This is a genomic window from Nocardia brasiliensis IFM 10847, assembly GCF_000710915.1.
GTDB classification, from domain to species: domain Bacteria; phylum Actinomycetota; class Actinomycetes; order Mycobacteriales; family Mycobacteriaceae; genus Nocardia; species Nocardia brasiliensis_A.
In genome coordinates this window covers 73,205-88,632 of the sequence record NZ_BAUA01000049.1, presented here as the reverse complement: position 1 = coordinate 88,632, position 15,428 = coordinate 73,205, and the positions used below count along the sequence as shown (strand labels likewise).

General features: G+C 67.2%; 19 protein-coding genes. 10 read left to right on the top strand and 9 right to left on the bottom strand.

The window, feature by feature from the left end; genetic code table 11:
- Window positions 1-211: 211 nt before the first annotated feature.
- Complete coding sequence (locus NBRGI_RS11060; RefSeq protein WP_029895180.1) at window positions 212-634, bottom strand: VOC family protein; 423 nt, start codon at window positions 632-634, stop codon at window positions 212-214.
- 88 nt (window positions 635-722) lie between these two features.
- Here NBRGI_RS11060 and NBRGI_RS11055 point away from each other — a divergent pair, with 88 nt between their 5' ends.
- The gene (locus NBRGI_RS11055) at window positions 723-1,700 is read left to right on the top strand and encodes a helix-turn-helix transcriptional regulator (RefSeq protein WP_029895179.1); all 978 of its coding nucleotides are present in this window, start codon (window positions 723-725) and stop codon (window positions 1,698-1,700) included.
- Between the two features lie 94 nt (window positions 1,701-1,794).
- The gene (locus NBRGI_RS11050; protein ID WP_148310777.1) at window positions 1,795-1,998 is read left to right on the top strand and encodes a hypothetical protein; all 204 of its coding nucleotides are present in this window, start codon (window positions 1,795-1,797) and stop codon (window positions 1,996-1,998) included.
- A gap of 96 nt (window positions 1,999-2,094) precedes the next feature.
- Here the strand turns inward: NBRGI_RS11050 and NBRGI_RS11045 are convergent, their stop codons facing one another.
- The 3 genes from NBRGI_RS11045 to NBRGI_RS45095 all read right to left on the bottom strand — a co-directional run bounded on the left by NBRGI_RS11045 (window position 2,095) and on the right by NBRGI_RS45095 (window position 5,784).
- Window positions 2,095-3,699, bottom strand: a complete 1,605-nt coding sequence (locus NBRGI_RS11045) for a peptide ABC transporter substrate-binding protein (protein ID WP_235210913.1) — start codon at window positions 3,697-3,699, stop codon at window positions 2,095-2,097.
- 112 nt (window positions 3,700-3,811) lie between these two features.
- Entirely contained in the window at window positions 3,812-4,282 is a 471-nt protein-coding gene (locus tag NBRGI_RS11040; RefSeq protein ID WP_029895173.1) for a hypothetical protein, read from the bottom strand.
- Window positions 4,283-4,449: 167 nt separating this feature from the next.
- Window positions 4,450-5,784 carry a pentapeptide repeat-containing protein gene (locus NBRGI_RS45095; protein ID WP_081878001.1) on the bottom strand — a complete coding sequence of 445 codons (1,335 nt, stop codon included), beginning with the start codon at window positions 5,782-5,784 and terminating at the stop codon, window positions 4,450-4,452.
- Between the two features lie 158 nt (window positions 5,785-5,942).
- Here NBRGI_RS45095 and NBRGI_RS11030 point away from each other — a divergent pair, with 158 nt between their 5' ends.
- The 8 genes from NBRGI_RS11030 to NBRGI_RS10995 all read left to right on the top strand — a co-directional run bounded on the left by NBRGI_RS11030 (window position 5,943) and on the right by NBRGI_RS10995 (window position 12,562).
- Window positions 5,943-8,153 (top strand): MMPL family transporter, encoded by a 2,211-nt coding sequence (locus tag NBRGI_RS11030; RefSeq protein WP_029895169.1) that lies wholly within the window; start codon window positions 5,943-5,945, stop codon window positions 8,151-8,153.
- A gap of 91 nt (window positions 8,154-8,244) precedes the next feature.
- Window positions 8,245-9,471, top strand: coding sequence for a sensor histidine kinase (locus NBRGI_RS11025; protein ID WP_036558442.1), 1,227 nt, complete (start codon window positions 8,245-8,247; stop codon window positions 9,469-9,471).
- A complete protein-coding gene (locus tag NBRGI_RS11020; RefSeq protein ID WP_029895165.1) occupies window positions 9,468-10,151 on the top strand; it encodes a response regulator in 684 nt (227 codons plus the stop codon). Before NBRGI_RS11025 ends, NBRGI_RS11020 begins: the two co-directional genes overlap by 4 nt.
- Before the next feature lie 149 nt (window positions 10,152-10,300).
- Window positions 10,301-10,582, top strand: coding sequence for a hypothetical protein (locus tag NBRGI_RS43655; protein WP_148310776.1), 282 nt, complete (start codon window positions 10,301-10,303; stop codon window positions 10,580-10,582).
- Window positions 10,579-11,298 carry a F0F1 ATP synthase subunit A gene (atpB, locus tag NBRGI_RS11010; protein WP_029895161.1) on the top strand — a complete coding sequence of 240 codons (720 nt, stop codon included), beginning with the start codon at window positions 10,579-10,581 and terminating at the stop codon, window positions 11,296-11,298. Before NBRGI_RS43655 ends, atpB begins: the two co-directional genes overlap by 4 nt.
- Window positions 11,299-11,319: 21 nt before the next feature.
- On the top strand, window positions 11,320-11,580 hold the full coding sequence (gene atpE / locus NBRGI_RS11005) for an ATP synthase F0 subunit C (RefSeq protein ID WP_014987510.1): 261 nt from the start codon (window positions 11,320-11,322) through the stop codon (window positions 11,578-11,580).
- 7 nt (window positions 11,581-11,587) lie between these two features.
- A complete protein-coding gene (locus NBRGI_RS11000; RefSeq protein WP_029895158.1) occupies window positions 11,588-12,058 on the top strand; it encodes a F0F1 ATP synthase subunit B family protein in 471 nt (156 codons plus the stop codon).
- Between the two features lie 6 nt (window positions 12,059-12,064).
- Window positions 12,065-12,562: a F0F1 ATP synthase subunit B family protein gene (locus tag NBRGI_RS10995; RefSeq protein WP_051727655.1), complete on the top strand. Its 498-nt coding sequence runs from the start codon at window positions 12,065-12,067 to the stop codon at window positions 12,560-12,562.
- 158 nt (window positions 12,563-12,720) lie between these two features.
- On the opposite strand, the gene NBRGI_RS10990 is transcribed toward NBRGI_RS10995, so the two are convergent.
- The 5 genes from NBRGI_RS10990 to NBRGI_RS47380 form a co-directional block, all read right to left on the bottom strand.
- Window positions 12,721-13,437, bottom strand: a complete 717-nt coding sequence (locus NBRGI_RS10990) for a hypothetical protein (RefSeq protein WP_029895154.1) — start codon at window positions 13,435-13,437, stop codon at window positions 12,721-12,723.
- A 157-nt stretch (window positions 13,438-13,594) separates the two neighbouring features.
- A complete protein-coding gene (locus NBRGI_RS48510; protein WP_162836667.1) occupies window positions 13,595-13,750 on the bottom strand; it encodes a hypothetical protein in 156 nt (51 codons plus the stop codon).
- 72 nt (window positions 13,751-13,822) lie between these two features.
- Window positions 13,823-14,314 carry a hypothetical protein gene (locus NBRGI_RS10980; RefSeq protein WP_235210912.1) on the bottom strand — a complete coding sequence of 164 codons (492 nt, stop codon included), beginning with the start codon at window positions 14,312-14,314 and terminating at the stop codon, window positions 13,823-13,825.
- A 133-nt stretch (window positions 14,315-14,447) separates the two neighbouring features.
- Window positions 14,448-14,603, bottom strand: coding sequence for a hypothetical protein (locus NBRGI_RS48110; RefSeq protein ID WP_158439854.1), 156 nt, complete (start codon window positions 14,601-14,603; stop codon window positions 14,448-14,450).
- Window positions 14,604-14,957: 354 nt separating this feature from the next.
- Complete coding sequence (locus tag NBRGI_RS47380) at window positions 14,958-15,350, bottom strand: hypothetical protein (RefSeq protein ID WP_148310775.1); 393 nt, start codon at window positions 15,348-15,350, stop codon at window positions 14,958-14,960.
- Window positions 15,351-15,428 lie beyond the last annotated feature (78 nt).

Genomic DNA, 15,428 nt, shown 5'->3' with positions numbered 1-15,428 from the left:
GGGCGACGGCATCGAGAGCGGATATCTCGGCACGGTCGAGCAGCATCTGCCGGGCGAGCGTGGCTCGATTGAGCGCCCGGGTCGTCAGTATCGTCATTCGATCATGTCGCCGCGAGCGACCCGTCCGCTGGTGGGTGTTCTCATCGTGTGTCCTCTCGCCGCTCGGTCATCCCGGGGCGGGAGCGCGTCTCCCGCCCCTCGTGACGTGGTGCTATCCGTTGTATCCGCTGACGACATCGAGAACCCAGACGACACCGAAGCGGTCGCGCAGCATCCCATAGGCGGGCGCCCAACCCGCCGGTCCCAGCGGGACCACGACGGTCGCGTCGGCGCGCAGTGTTTCCCAGTAGCCGGTGATCTCCTCGACGCTCTCGCCGCGCAGGGAAACGAAGAACGAATTCGCGCCCTGGTCGTAGTCCATCCGCGCGGGCACGTCGTAGGCCATGACGTGAAAACCGTTCTCGGCCAGTACCTGTCCCCACATCACCTGGTCGGCCGCGGACTCGTCTTCGACGTTCCCGGCGTCCTTGTAGGTGACGACGGCGAGGTGGCCACCGAACACGGACTGGTAGAACTCCAGCGCCGCGCGTGCGTCGCCGCGGAAGTTCAGGTGGGTGGTGGTCGTGACGGACATGCTTGCTCCTCTGTTCGACTTGCTGCCGAGACCACGGTCGCAAGAGAAGCGGTCAGGTTGTGTCCGCTACTTGCGGCAGAATCAAAATATGGCGAAGACCTCCGCACGGCTGCTGACGTTGCTGTCGTTGTTGCAGGCGCGCCGGGACTGGCCGGGAACCTTGCTGGCCGAGCGGCTGGCGGTCAGCCCACGCACCGTGCGCCGCGACATCGACCGCCTGCGCGAACTCGGCTACCCCATCATGACGATCAAGGGTCCGGACGGCGGATACCGGCTCGGAGCGGGCACGCAACTGCCGCCGCTGCTGTTCGACGACGAACAAGCCGTCGCACTCACCGTGGCGCTCCAGCTGGCCACCACCGCCGGGTCGGGCATAGCGGAAGGCGCGGTGCGGGCGTTGAACACCCTCCGCCAGGTGATGCCCGCACGGCTGCGTCACCGTATCGACACGCTTCAGGTCACCGCCGTCGCGCATCCCGCCGCGCCACCGCTCGACAGTGCGGTGTTGCTGGCGATCAGCGCAGCCGTGCACGCCCACGAGGTGCTGCGCTTCGACTACGCCGGTGCGGGCGTTACTCCACCGCGGCGAGTGGAGCCGCACCATCTCGTCACCCGGGGTGGTCGCTGGTACCTCGTGGCGTGGGACCTGGCTCGCGACGACTGGCGGATCTTCCGCGCCGACCGGATCTCGCCGCGTACGCCGACCGGCCCCCGTTTCGTCCCTCGCGACTTGCCCGGCGCGAACGTGGCGGCCTTCGTCGCGAGCAGGTTCGCCGGATCCGACGGCATGGGCGGCTGGCCCTGCCGTGGCGAAGTCATCCTGGCCCGGCCCGCCGCCGAGGTGTCACCGTTCCTGCACGACGGGATAGTCGAGGACCTCGGTCCGGACCGCTGCCGAGTTGTGCTGGGCTCCTGGTCATGGCCCGCGCTGGCCACCGCGATCGGTATGTTCGATGCCGATATCGAGGTCGTCGGGCCCGCCGAGCTGTCGCAAGCTTTCGCCCATTTGGCCCGCCGCTACGCCGCCACCTCCTCGCACGGCACGGTCGCGAGCGACGAGCCTTGATGGCCGTTGACGCCGACCCCCCAGAATCCGGGGCGCGGCACCGGGCGCGCAATCATGGATCGTGTTCCTGTCTCCCGACGAAGAGGACACTCTTGTGAAAAAGCTCATCGTTGTCGCCGCCCTGACGGCGGGCCTGCTCGCGCCGGCCGGACTGGCCGCGGCGCAACCCGTTGCCGCACCGGCGAACACGACCTCTACCGCGACCTATGTCCAGGGGTCGTCGGCGGATATCTTCTGCGCCGTGATCCGATTCCTGAAGGGCGGCTGGGCGGGTCGTCCCACGGACTGCTCCTTCTGACGCACCGAGCAGGCTTGCGCCAACTGAGACGGCCGGTCGATCCAGTGGATCGACCGGCCGTCTCCTGTCCGGCTACGCCGGTTCACCTGCCGAGGACTACTTTTCGACACCTTCGTAAGCGAACAGACCGTTCCAGGTCAGCTTCGCCTGCCGCACCTTGTCCGAATGCCCCGCGTTGTTGTTGTCGTCGAACACGGGAATGTCGGGCATGTCCTGGAACAGGATGGCCTGCGCCTTCGCGATGTGCGCGTAGGACTCCTCCGGGGTGGGCGCGGCCAGCGCGGTCGCGATGATCTTGTCGAATTCCGGGTTGACGTAGCCGATGTCGTTGCTCGCCGAATCGGAGAGATACTGCGGCATCAGGAAATTCAGCATCGTCGGGTAGTCGCCCTGCCAGGCGTTGCGGAACGCGGTGCGAATGGATTTGCCGGTGATCGCGTCCCGCAGCGGCTTGAACGTCGGGTAGGGCGCGCCCAGGGCATCGATGCCGAGGGTGTTCTTGACGCTGTTCGCGACGGCCTCGATCCAGGCCTGATGGCCGCCGTCGGCGTTGTAGGCGATCTCGAAGCGGCCCGTCCACGGTGCGATGGCGTTGGCCTGCTCCCAGAGTCGCCGCGCCTCGTCCGGGTTGTACGCGAGCAGTTCCACACCGGGCAGACTGCCGTTGTAACCGGGCAGGCTCGCCGAGGTGAAATCCTTTGCCGGAACCTTGGTTCCGTGCCAGATGGTGTCGGCGATCTGCTGGCGATTGATGGACAGCGAGATCGCTTTGCGGCGCAGCACGCCCTCCGCGCCGCCGAAATGCGGGACGGTGGGCTGGAATCCGATGTGCTCGTATCGTGCCGTCGCCTTGTGGATGGCGCGGTCGCCGAGGTCGGAGTTGAAGCTGGTCAGCGCGTTGTCGGGGATGGTGTCGAGCAGGTCGAGGTTGCCGGCCAGCAGGTCCGCGTACGCGGTCTCGTAGGTCGCGTACATCACGAACCGCAGACCCTTGTTCTTGGCCGGGCGGTTGCCTCGATAATCCGGATTGGGTGCGAGATCGATCTGCACGTTGTGCTGCCAGGCGTTGTCGTTCGCGAACTTGTACGGGCCGTTGCCGACCGGACGCTCACCGAACGCTTTCATGTCCCGATACGCGACCTCGGGCAGCGGGAAGAACGGCGTGAACCCCAGGGAGAGTTCGAAATCGATCGAGGGGCGGGTGAGATCTACCGTGAACGTGCGCTCGTCGACCACCTTGAGCCCCGACATCGTCTGCGCCTTGGGCGGGTCCACCGATACCTCGTCGTAGCCGACGATCGAGGCGAAAATCCAGCTCTGCAACTGCGCATTGGTGCTCAGCGCGCCGTAATTCCACGCGTCCACAAACGATTTCGCGGTCACCGGGGTGCCGTCGGTGAACGTCCAACCCGGTTCGAGGGTGATCCGATAGTGCCGCCGATCGGCCGACTCGATCGTTTCGGCGACCTCGTTGTGGGCCTTACCGTCGGCGTCGTAATACTTCAGTCCGGCGAACAGCCGGTCGACCACGCGCCCGCCCTGGTTCTCGTTGGTGTTCGTCGGCACGAGCGGATGTTGCGGCTCACCGCCGTTTGCGGTCACCACGCCCGCCGCCGCATCGTCCCCGCCGGACGAACAGGCCGTCAGGCCTATCGCCAACGCGGCCGTCACCAATAACGCTGCCCATCTGGTGGATTTCACTTCGCCCTCCGACCTCGAGCGGCCGGTCACACCTGGCCTCTCGTAATTTCTTCGGAGAGTAGCTATTTCATACGGCGTTGTCCTCGGAATCCGACCCCTGGGCCGGAATTGTTCAGCCCACTCCGCCGCCCGGCGGGATGGTCGGGGTACCGCCCTTGATCACGATCTTGACCGCTGTGCTGCCTTGCCACTGACCAGTCGTGGCTTGACCGCTGGGGCTCAGGAAGGTGCAGTAGACATCGCCGTACGCGGTGCTGCCCGCGGGCGCCGAGGTCTGGAACGAGTCGGTGACCCAGCGTCCCTGATGATTGGCCGAGCCGCCGATGGCGGAGTAGTCGAATTCGCGATACGTCCCAACGGTGTCGACGCTGTTCTCGACGACCATGTCGCAGGTCGCGGTGCTGCCCGCGGGAATGTAGACCCGCCACCCGAGCGTCACCGTGCCCGCGGCGGGACTGCTGATACTTCCCTCGACGCCGTTGGACGCGTTCGCGGCCGGTGCGACGAGGGTGGTGAGGGCGGCCAGTCCGGTGACGAGCAGACTCGTCGCCGCGAGCTTCTTGGTGGTGGACGGTGTAGCCAACGGGTGCTCCTGAAGATTGCTGGGTGTGTGCCTGTTGAGGCAATTCAACGCAGCAGAAGCGGGCTGAGCCACGAACCCCAGGAGTGGTCGGCCACCACGCAGGGGTGAGCGTTCGCCACCTCGGTGTCGAGGGCGGCCGAACCTCGTCCGCCGTGGTGTGCGGACGGTCAGGCGGTCGGTTGCACCGCCGGGGGCCATTTGTTCGGCAGCACGTTGGGGGGCTGGGCTCCCGGGACGTGATCCCAGTCGAAGGTCAACATCCGCCACGCGGCGGGGCGTTCGAAGGAGATGGTGGGGCCGGTGAAGACAGCGGCGTCGAAACTGGTGTGCCATCCGTTGAACGCGGCGCCGATGAACGAGGTGTGCTTCTGGAACTTCGTCTTGTGGAAGGAGACCCCTTCACCGCCGAAGATCGCGTCCGCGAAACTGGTTGCGCCGTCCAGTGTCGCGCCGTCGAACCAGGTGTTGGACCCGGCGAACTCGGTTTCGGAGAAGCGGGTCAGCCCGGCGAAGGTGGCGTTGCGGTAGGAAACCTCCTCGTCGAACCGCGCGCCGCCGAAGTCGGCGGGCCCGGCGAAGGTCACGCCCTCGAACCAGGTCTTGTCATAGAACCTCGCGCCGTTGAACGACGCGTACTTTCCGGCGAACACCGTGTCGTTGAAGGTGTTACGGCCGCGGAACTGCGACGAGCTGAAATCGGCGTCGGCCAGGTAGGCCCCGGTCAGGTCGAAGTCGCGGTCCGACCACGAATGCTCGGCGGCGGGCACCAGATGCGCGGCGATGACCCGCACGATGGTCTTGCGCACCTCGAGGCCGTTCTGACTGCGCTCGCAGTCGGGATCGGGCGTGTAGGGCAGGCGCAGATACCCGCAGAGCACGTCGACGCACACCTGGACTTCGGCGTGGTTGCCACGGGCGTGCCAGTCGTCGGCCAGCGCCGCCATCGCGTACACGCCCGCCATCCGGACGGCCGGCGAGGCGTGGGCGAGTTGTCCCGAGGTGGTGGTGAATCGGGTGCGGAGATCGCGGATCGCGGCCGCGTCATGTTGCGCGGCGGCCAATTCGTACTGCTTGTTGCTGACGACCAGCGCATCGGCCGAGGTCTGCTGCGCCTTCGCGGCGATCTCCTGCGCCGCCGTGGCGAGTCTGTTCGCTTCCGCGAGGAGAGTGACGGCGTGCGCGGCGGTGTGCTGCGTCGAGTCCGCGGTGCGCTGCCGTCGAATGGCCAGATAGGCGGCTCCGCCGGCCACGGTCAGCGCCACGACCGCCACGGTGTTGCGGACCGCCTCGTACCACTGCGCCGTGGCCAGGTGATGACCGGTCAGCCACCACGGGCCGCCGCCGTCGATCAGGCGTACGGCCACCATCAACACAGGTAGCGCGAACGCGAAGGTCGCGACCATCCCGAAGAGCGTCTTCCACAGCAGCTTCCAGCCAGGTTCTGGAACATGAACGGGAACAGCCGCATTGGGATCCACCGACACCATGTGATCTTCCCTCATCGCACGAATACTGACCGGACATCACCGTATCTAGTGCCTCGCCGCTCGCAACCGCCCGGTGCCCTGTTCATCAGTGAGAACGTACTGCGAATGCAGTAGTCGCAACAGCCTGCTTGCGCACGACGCGGACTACGGAACCGTCCTACGAGCATGGCGGCATGGCGAAATTCCTCTACCGGCTGGGCCGGTTCGCGTTCGAGAAACGGCGGCTGGTCGTGCTGCTCTGGCTGGGCGTGATGGCCGCCGTGGTGGCGGGGGCGCTCAACGCACCGAAGCCGCCGCCGGACACCTTCTCGATCCCGGGCACCGAGTCGCAGCAGGCGTTCGACCTGCTCGGCGCACGTTTCCCGGGGACCAAATCCGATGGGGCGCAGGCCCGGATCGTCTTCGTGGCCCCCGCGGGCGAGCAGGTCGGCGCCGAACCGGTCAAGGCCGCGGTCGAGCAGATCCTGTCCGATGTGGCGAGCGGCGCCCAGGTGAAGGGCGTACTCGACCCGTTCCAGACCGGGGCGGTGAGCAAGGACGGCACGACTGCCTATGCGACGGTCAGCTACGGCGAAACCACCCAGAACCTCACCGACGCGACGAAGACGGCGCTCACCGACGCGATCGACGCGGGCAAGTCCGCTGGCGTCACCGTTGAGGTCGGCGGAACCGCCCTGATGGCCGAACCGGAAATGGGTGGCGCCACCGAGATCATCGGAATCGCCATCGCGGCCGTGGTTTTGCTGATCACCTTCGGCGCGTTCGCGGCCGCCGGACTGCCCCTGCTCACCGCCCTGATCGGGATCGGTGTGGGCATCGCCGCCATCGTCGCGATCGGGCTGTCCACCACGACCACCACCCTGGCGATGATGCTCGGGCTCGCGGTCGGCATCGACTACGCCCTGTTCATCGTCTCGCGGTACCGCAGCGAGCGCGCGCAGGGTTACAGCGCCGTGGAAGCGGCGGGCCGTGCCGTCGGAACCGCGGGTTCCGCAGTGGTTTTCGCCGGGCTCACCGTGGTCATCGCGCTGGCCGGGCTCGCCGTGGTCGGGATTCCCGCGCTCACCACGATGGGCTTGGCGGCCGCGGGCACGGTGGCCGTCGCCGTGGTGATCGCATTGACGCTGTTGCCCGCGCTGCTCGGGTTCTGCCAACAGGCGGTCATGCCGAGGGCTTTCCGAAAGAACGCCGTTGCCGACCGGCGCGCGGGTGCCGCGGCCCGGTCCGCTGCGAAACCCGGCATGGGGACGCGGTGGGCGCAGATCATCGTCCGCAGGCCGGTGCTGGTGTTGCTGGTCGGCCTGATCGGCATGGGGGCCTTGGCTTTACCGGTGCGCAGCCTCGAACTCGGGTTGCCGGGCGACGAATCGCAACCCACCTCGACGACCCAGCGGCGCGCCTACGACGCGCTCGCGGCCGGCTTCGGTCCCGGTTTCAACGGGCCGCTCACCGTCGCGATCGATGTCGCGGGTGTCGCCGACCCGAAGACCGCGGTGGAACAGGCGACCAAGACGCTGACCGCGACGAAGGACGTGGTGTCGGTCTCGCCCGCCTCGTTCAACCAGGCCGGGGACGCCGCGGTGCTCACGGTGGTGCCCGCCACCGGTCCGTCCACCACCGAGACCAAGGATCTGGTCCACGCGGTGCGCGACGCGGCAGGCGAACTGCGGACGGCGACGGGGGCGACCATGCTGGTCACCGGTGCGACCGCGATGAATATCGACGTGTCGCAGAAGTTGGCGGACGCGCTGCTGCCGTACCTGGCCATCGTGGTCGGGTTGGCCGTGCTGCTGCTGATGGTCGTGTTCCGCTCGATCGCGGTGCCGATCAAAGCGGCGCTGGGCTTCCTGCTCTCGGTGGGTGCGGCCTTCGGCGTGATCGTCGCGGTGTTCCAGTGGGGCTGGCTGGCGAACCTGCTCGGCGTCGAGCAGACCGGGCCGGTGATGAGCATGATGCCGATCTTCCTGATCGGCGTGGTGTTCGGGCTCGCGATGGACTACGAGGTCTTCCTGGTCACCCGGATGCGGGAGGCGTTCGCGCACGGCGAGAGCGCACACGACGCGATCGTCACCGGATTCCGGCACAGCGCGCGGGTGGTCGCTGCCGCGGCGGCCATCATGATCGCGGTGTTCGCCGGGTTCATCGGCGGCGGCGAACCGATGATCAAGATGATGGGGCTGGGGCTCGCGTCAGCGGTGTTCTTCGACGCGTTCGTCGTCCGGATGACCCTCGTCCCGGCGGTCCTCGCGCTGCTCGGCGACAAGGCCTGGTGGTTGCCGCGGTGGCTCGCGAAGATCCTGCCGAATGTGGACGTCGAGGGGGAGGGGCTGAAACACATCCAGCCCGTCGAACCGGATCGCGAACTGGAATCCGCTCGCGTCTGAGGGGGAACGCGTCGTCCGGCCGTCCGTCGCGGCGGCCGGACGGCACGCTGCTGACCAGCCGGTTAGTGTGCAGGAACAAGGAGGTGCAGGCATGACCGCCGCTTGGTCGCAATGGCCGCGCCGACACCGGCACGCCATCGACGTGATCATCGCTGTCCTGCTGTGCGCGATGGCCACCTACGCCAGCCGGGTCGCCGGGGGCCTCGACGGGTACGGGCCGATGGTGGTCCGGCCCGCATCGCCTGCGGTGTTCGCGCTGTCGGCACTCGCCTCGCTGGCACTGCTGTGGCGGCGGCGGTTCCCGCGCGGCGTACTGCTGCTCACCACCGGCTGCGCGATGACGATCGGCGTGCTGGGTTTCGAGATGTCGATCGTCAGCGCGGGCGCCGCCTTCGTCGCGATGTATTCGATCGAAATGTATTGGTCCCGAACGTGTCACGCCAAGGCCGCGCAGGTTGCGGCCGGGCTCGCGTTACTGATCACCTCGTTGATCACCTCGTTCACGCCGCTGTTGACCGGGGACCGCATCACTTTGATCGCCGGCCTGCTGGTGGCGTCCGCGTTCGGTGCAGCGGGCCGCAACCGGCGTGACTACCTCGCCGCGCTGCACGCGCGCGCGGAGCTGGCCGAACGAACCCGCGAAGAAGAAGCGCGGCTGCGGGTCAGCGCGGAGCGGCTGCGGATCGCGCGCGAGCTGCACGATGTGGTGGCCCATCATATGGCGCTCGCGCATGCCCAAGCCTCCACTGCCGCATACCTTTTGCGGATTCAGCCGGATCAGGTGCAGGAGATGCTCGACCAGCTGTCCGGCACCACGTCCGCGGCGTTACGCGAGCTGAAAGCCAGTGTGGGACTACTGCGGGAAAGCGAGATGGACGTCCCGCTGGCGCCTGCGCCCGGCCTCGCGCAGCTGGGCGAACTGCTGGCCTCGTTCGAGCGGACCGGACTGACTCCGTCGCTGTCGATCAGCGGGGTGCCGCGTCCGCTGTCACCCGGCACCGACCTGACGGCCTACCGGATCATCCAGGAAGCACTCACCAACGTCACCAAGCACGCGGGTGCCGGCGCGTCGGCCACGGTCCACCTCGTCTATTCGCGGCTGCTGCTGACCATCAGCGTGAGCGACGACGGGGGCCGGGATGCGCGCCCGCCCGCGCCGGACGGTCAGAGTTTCGGCCTGATCGGCATGAACGAACGAGCCATCTCGGTCGGCGGCAATCTGCACGTCGGGCACCGTCCCGACGGCGGATTCGAAGTCACCACAGAACTGCCGCTCGCGCACTCGGAAAACCTTGACCTCGAGGACAAGACAGCATGACCATCCGTGTTCTCCTGTCCGACGACCAAGCGCTGCTCACGGGCACCTTCCGGCTCCTGATCGATTCGGCCCCCGATATGGAGGTCGTCGGGATCGCCGGAAACGGCAGCGAGGCAATCGATCTGGCTCGCTCCACCGAGCCGGATGTGGTGGTCATGGACATCCGGATGCCCGGTGTCGACGGCCTGGCCGCGACCAAGGAGATCTGCGACGATCCCGCGCTGCGCCGGACCAGGGTGCTGATCCTGACCACCTTCGAGCTCGACGAGTATGTGGCACAGGCCCTTCGCGCGGGCGCCAGCGGATTCCTCGGCAAAGACGTCGGCCCCGAAGAGCTGCTGGGCGGCATCCGATCCGTCGCCGCCGGCGATGCCCTGCTCTCACCCGCCGCGACCCGAACCCTGATCGCGCGCTACCTCGCCCTGCCGGAAAACCGCATCAGCGCAGGCGATCCCGTCGCGATCCTCACGGCCCGCGAACGTGAAGTGGTCGTGCTGGTCGCCTCGGGACTGTCCAACGAGGCCATCGCCGAAAAGATGTACGTCAGCCCGCTCACCATCCGCACCCATGTGCAGCGAGCGATGTCGAAACTGAACGTACAGAACCGAGCCCAACTCGTCGTCACAGCGTTCCAGTCCGGGCTGGTGCGCATCGAGGCGCCGCGCCGGGAACACCCCTGACCTCGGGCGAGTAGCCGCCGTCGGCGCGCGGTCGAGTCGCGCGCATCTCTCTATCTCATCGCATCGTGCTGCCCCATGTCAATAGCGTTGTCACGACGAGATGTAGCAACTATGCTACGTCGTAGAACGACCTCAAAGGGGAGGCTCCGGTGATGATGCCAACGGCGATGTACTTCTGCGCGGGACTCGCGCTCGGGTGGGGAAATGCCCTGTGGACGCGGCGGGCGATCACCCGCATCGTGGACGACGACGTGACGAGCGGGCGGCTGGTCTTGCTGTCGATGACGAGATTGCTTGTGCTGACCGTGGTTTCGATCGCGATCGCATTCCTGGCCGGTGCGCCCGGCGTGGGCGTGTTCTTCGGCCTCGCGGTATTCCACGCCGCCCGGCTGTTCCGGGTCCGGCGACCGGCATTGCAGGGGCAGACATGACGACGATCAAGGTCGGCGAGCACCAGACGGTACGGCTGCTCGGACTGGAGTTCAACGTCGACACCATCGTGTCGACCGGTGTGGCGGCGGTGGTGGTGCTCGGGCTCGCGTTCTATCTGCGGGCCACGGTGACCTCCGGCGTGCCCAACGGGGTGCAACTGTTCTTCGAGACCGTCACCGTGCAACTGCGCAATCAGGTGGAAAGTGCGATCGGGATGCGGGTGGCGCCGTTCGTGCTACCGCTCACCGTCACCCTGTTCATCTTCATTCTGCTGTCGAACTGGTTGGCGGTGCTGCCGGTGCGGTACGGCTCGGGGGAACTGATCCATCCGCCGGCCGCGGACGTCAACTTCGTCTACGCGCTCGCGGTATTCGTCTTCTTCGGTTACCAGGCCGCGGGCATCGCCCGGCGCGGTCCGCTCGGGCACCTGAAGCAGACGCTGAAGGGGCACGCGGGGTGGGGGATGGTGCTCATCAACATCATCGAGGAAATCGCGAAACCGCTGTCGCTGTCGCTGCGACTGTTCGGGAACATCTTCGCCGGTGGCGTGATGCTGTCCGTCATCACGCTGCTGCCCGCCTGGATCAGCTGGGCCCCGAACGCGGCCTGGAAGTTGTTCGACCTGTTCGTCGGGCTCATTCAGGCCTTTATCTTCTCGCTGCTGACCATCCTCTATTTCGCCGAGTCGATGTCGCGCGAGCACGAAAACCACTGACCACGAAGAAGGGAAAAGAAAATGGCAGACATCACCAACGCGGCGATCATCCAGTCGGCGGCGCTCATCGGCGGCGGACTGATCATGCTCGGCGGCGCCATCGGCGCCGGTGTCGGCAACGGCATGGTGGGTTCGTCGCTGATCGGCGGCGTGGCCCGGCAGCCGGAGGCCGAAGGCCGGTTGCGCGGCAACTACCTGATGACGGTCAGCTTGATCGACGCCGTGTACTTCATCAATCTCACCTTCATGGCGTTGCTCGTCTTCGCGACACCGGGCAAGTAGGCGCGACATGTCGACGAAAAACACTGCCGGAGAGAACTTCCTGCTCCCCAACGGCACCTTCTTCGCCGAATTGCTCATCTTCGTGACCGTGCTCGGCGTCATCTGGCGCTTCGTGATACCGCCGATCAATCGGGCAATGGAAGAACGCGAGGCGCGGGTCGCCAAGACCGAAGCGGATGAGCGGACGGCCGCGACACTGCGCGCCGAGGTCGACCAGCGCTATCGGTCGGCGCTCGCCGAGGCCGAAGGCGCGGCCGCCGCGATCCGGAAACAAGCCCGGGCGCAAGGGCGTTCGCTGATCGCGCAGCGGAAAGCCGGGGCACAGGAAGAGGCGGATGCCATGGTGGCCCGGGCGGCCGTCGAGTTGCGCGCCGAGGCCGAGCGGATCGGCGCGCAACTGCACGACAGCGTCGAACCGCTCGCCCGGACGCTCGCCGATCGCGTCATCGCGGACCCGGCCCAGGTCGGAAGGAGGTAGCCGCAGTTGCACGACATCGTCTGGGACTGGCCGGTTTTCCTGAGTCAGCTGTTCGGTTTCGCGGTCATCGTATGGGTGCTCGTCAAATGGGTTGTGCCGCCGTTGTCCACCGCGATGGCGAAGGCGCAGAACGTGGTTCGAGCACAACTGGTGGACAGTGAGCGGGCAGCGAACCGGGTCGTCGCGGCGGCCGAGGCGGATGAGGCGGCGATGGCGCAAATCGCCATCGCCGCAAGGCATCTCGAACACGACGCGCACACCGACGCCGTCCACATCCTCGCAGAATCACAAGCAGCCGCCGAAGCGGAAGCGCTACGGCAGCACAGTTCCGGCCACGCACGCCTGGCCCGCCTACGCACCGAACTGACCCGTGAACTCCGCACCACCTTGCACACCGCCGTCCTGACCCGCACCGAACAACAAGTACGCACCCACTTCACCGCCCCCCGAGCCAAAACCGCCGCCGCCGACCGCTTCCTCGATGAACTGGAGGCAATGCGCTGAAGATGGAGTTCTGGCACGGCTGCGTGAGTTCGCCATGGTCGACCCGACATCGGCGCGGTTGATCGACCGGCAACCGGCCGATTTCGCCGCAGTTTTGAGTACGGCGAAGTCGGCCTCTTCCGGCCGTGCGGACGGACCGGCCCGCCGGTGACGAGCTCTTACGTTTCGACCGGCCGGTCCGCACCGCTGGGTACCTTGCGCAGCAACATGATTCCCAGCACTGCGAGCCAGATCGTCATCGCGCTGGTGAACGGGAGCAAGAATTCGAATCCGGCTCCCGGCAGTCGCAGGAACAGCGCCGACCCGCCGGCGAACCAGCCGAACGAGAGCACGATTCCGGACCAGCACATCGTGGGGGAGAACTGGCGGCTGCGCAGTAGCGCGACGGCGTAGCCGGTGAGCGCCGACCCGATCAGGACATGGGCGAGCATGGTCGTCCCGCCGACGAGGACTTCGACGACCTGGTAAGCGGCCTGCGCTTGCGCCGCCGTGCGGTCGCCGTCGGCCCACTGCCGGGCCAGCACGCCGGTCGTGACCCCGTCGTGGGCGTAATCGACCGAGAACACCGCGACACCGATGAACATGATGGGATCGACCATCCGTGCGAGCGCACGGGCGTTGGGATCGGCCAGCGCCCGGCCGGCCGTCGACAACGCGACCGCCCAGCAGATCATGCCGATGATGCCGAGGTATGCGGCGAGAAACCACGGTCGGCCCTCGACGTAGGCCAAGACGTCGAGGGCATCGCCGCGCGGAATGTCCTGCCGCCACTGGATCATTCCGGCGGCGATCGCGCAGAGACTGCCCAGCACGGCGAGCACGCCGGCCGCGGTGCCGCGCAGCGCTCGGGAACCGTCGATGATCTGCTCGGACATGATTTTCGGCCCGCCCTTCCGAAAGTCGAGATGGAGTTTTCAGCGTAGGTAGCCACGACCGGTCGCGGGATCCGGGAAACCCCCGATATCGATCGAGGTCAACCCGGATCGACGGGGTGCCGCGAGACGGACCCGGTCGCAGGACGCTGTGCCTGGCTCAGTCCGGGGGTTCCTGTGCCCCTTCGGTCTCGGTCAACTCGGGTGCGATCTCCCGTGTCGCCATCCCCCCGTCGCGCCCCTCATCGGTAGGGCCCGGCCGTCCGCCCTTCGGTTCGTCCGTTTCGTTGTCGTCGACCTCGTTCGCGCGATGCATGAGCAACCTCCTCTAGTAGGTCGACTCGCAATACCCCCTCCGGCACGTTTCGATCACCAGGCGCGGCGAACCTCAGCCGGTGGGTCTCGGGTCCGGGCCGGAGTCGGAATTGTGCGCCGTCACCGCGTTGCGCTGCTCCAGGAGTCGGCGCAGGGCTGCGTACAGGGCGGGTGGGTCTGCGTACGCTTCCTGGACTTGGACCAGGCGGGCTTCTGCTTCCAGTGCGCGCCAGCCACGTTTGCGGCTGGAGTTCGCGGCGGCGCGGACGTCACTGCGCAGGAAACCTGCGCCTGCGGACAGGCCCGCGGAAATCAGCGCGAGCAGGGCGGCGGGTACGCGAAGATCGGCGGAGGCCAGCCCGGTGGCCCCGGAGACGGCCGCGAGCACCGCGGCGGGGAAGCCGAGCACGATGTGGGTGGTGTTCCAAAATCTCGCCCAGTCGCGGGCTTGCCTGCCTTGCCGGGGTGCCTCTTCGACCAACTGGTCGACCTGACCCCGCATCGCAGTCATCTGCGCGGTCGTCGCTTGTGCGCGTGGTGCCGGTTCCGGAGCGTCCCCCGTCATGCTCGAATAGTCCACCATCCCGGTTGAGCCGGTGGCGTAATTGCTGGAAAGCGCACGCTGCCAATCATTTTCAGGCGGGCCGTCGGACGGAAGCGAACCGGCCTGCGCGGCCGGGGTGTTCGAATGGACCGGGTCAGCGATCCTGGCATACGGCGCGCTGCACCAGGTTGATCGGCGGGATGACGATGTTGTGCAGGACCGCGTTGTCGTAGACGGAGGCCGCGAAACCGTCGAGGGTCGGCCGGATGGCCGAGCAGGCGGGCTCGCGGGCGGGATCGGGCGGTCCCAACCCGCGCCGCTGCCCGGCGAAGCGTTCGCGGCGGCCGGGGCCAGGGTGAACGCAACCGCGGTGGCGCCTCCCGGGGTACTCGGAAAGCACGGGAGGTCTTCGCCGCAAGACCTGCGATCGCGCCCGGAATCCGAGGGTGGGCGACACGCCCGGACGTCCTGAGAGAGAATACGGGCGTGAGTGACGCAATCAGGAAAATCTTCAGGGCTCGATCCGCGGTGCCGACGGGTGTCGTCGCACCCACGGGTTGCTAGGACGATGTCGGACCGGGACGAGCCGGAGCGGGGATCCCCGCCGGGACCCGGCGAAGACAGGCTCGACGCAGTGGAACGGGTACGCAGGAAACTGGAAGGCCTACGGGCGGCCGGGACCGATCAGCCCGAAGCCGGCGATGGCGAGTCGAAGCTGATCCGGCTGCCGCACCGCCCGCGGCGCATGAAACACGACGCGGGTGAACCTGCGCGCAAACCGTGGCAGGCCCCGGGGACGGTCTTCGACCCCGCCCCGACCAGACCCGTCATGCGATCGGAACTGCAGCGCGAAACCGGGGAATGGCCGGTCGACGCAGACCCCGCCGGAGACGACGCGGGCGAGCAGGACGCGAGTGTCGTCGATCTCGCCGCCCTGCGACGAAAACGAGCCGCCGACGCCCCGGCCGCCGGGATCCGGCGCGTAGGGAAGCCGCGCAGAATCGATCCCGAACAGCCCTGACCGGGTCGGTTTCTGCTGTGCGGTGACCTCAGCCATGCGCCAAACCTACCGGGCCACTGCGAACAGTACGGTTCGGTCGTAGCCGTGAATGAGAACTCTTGACCGTCAATAGAT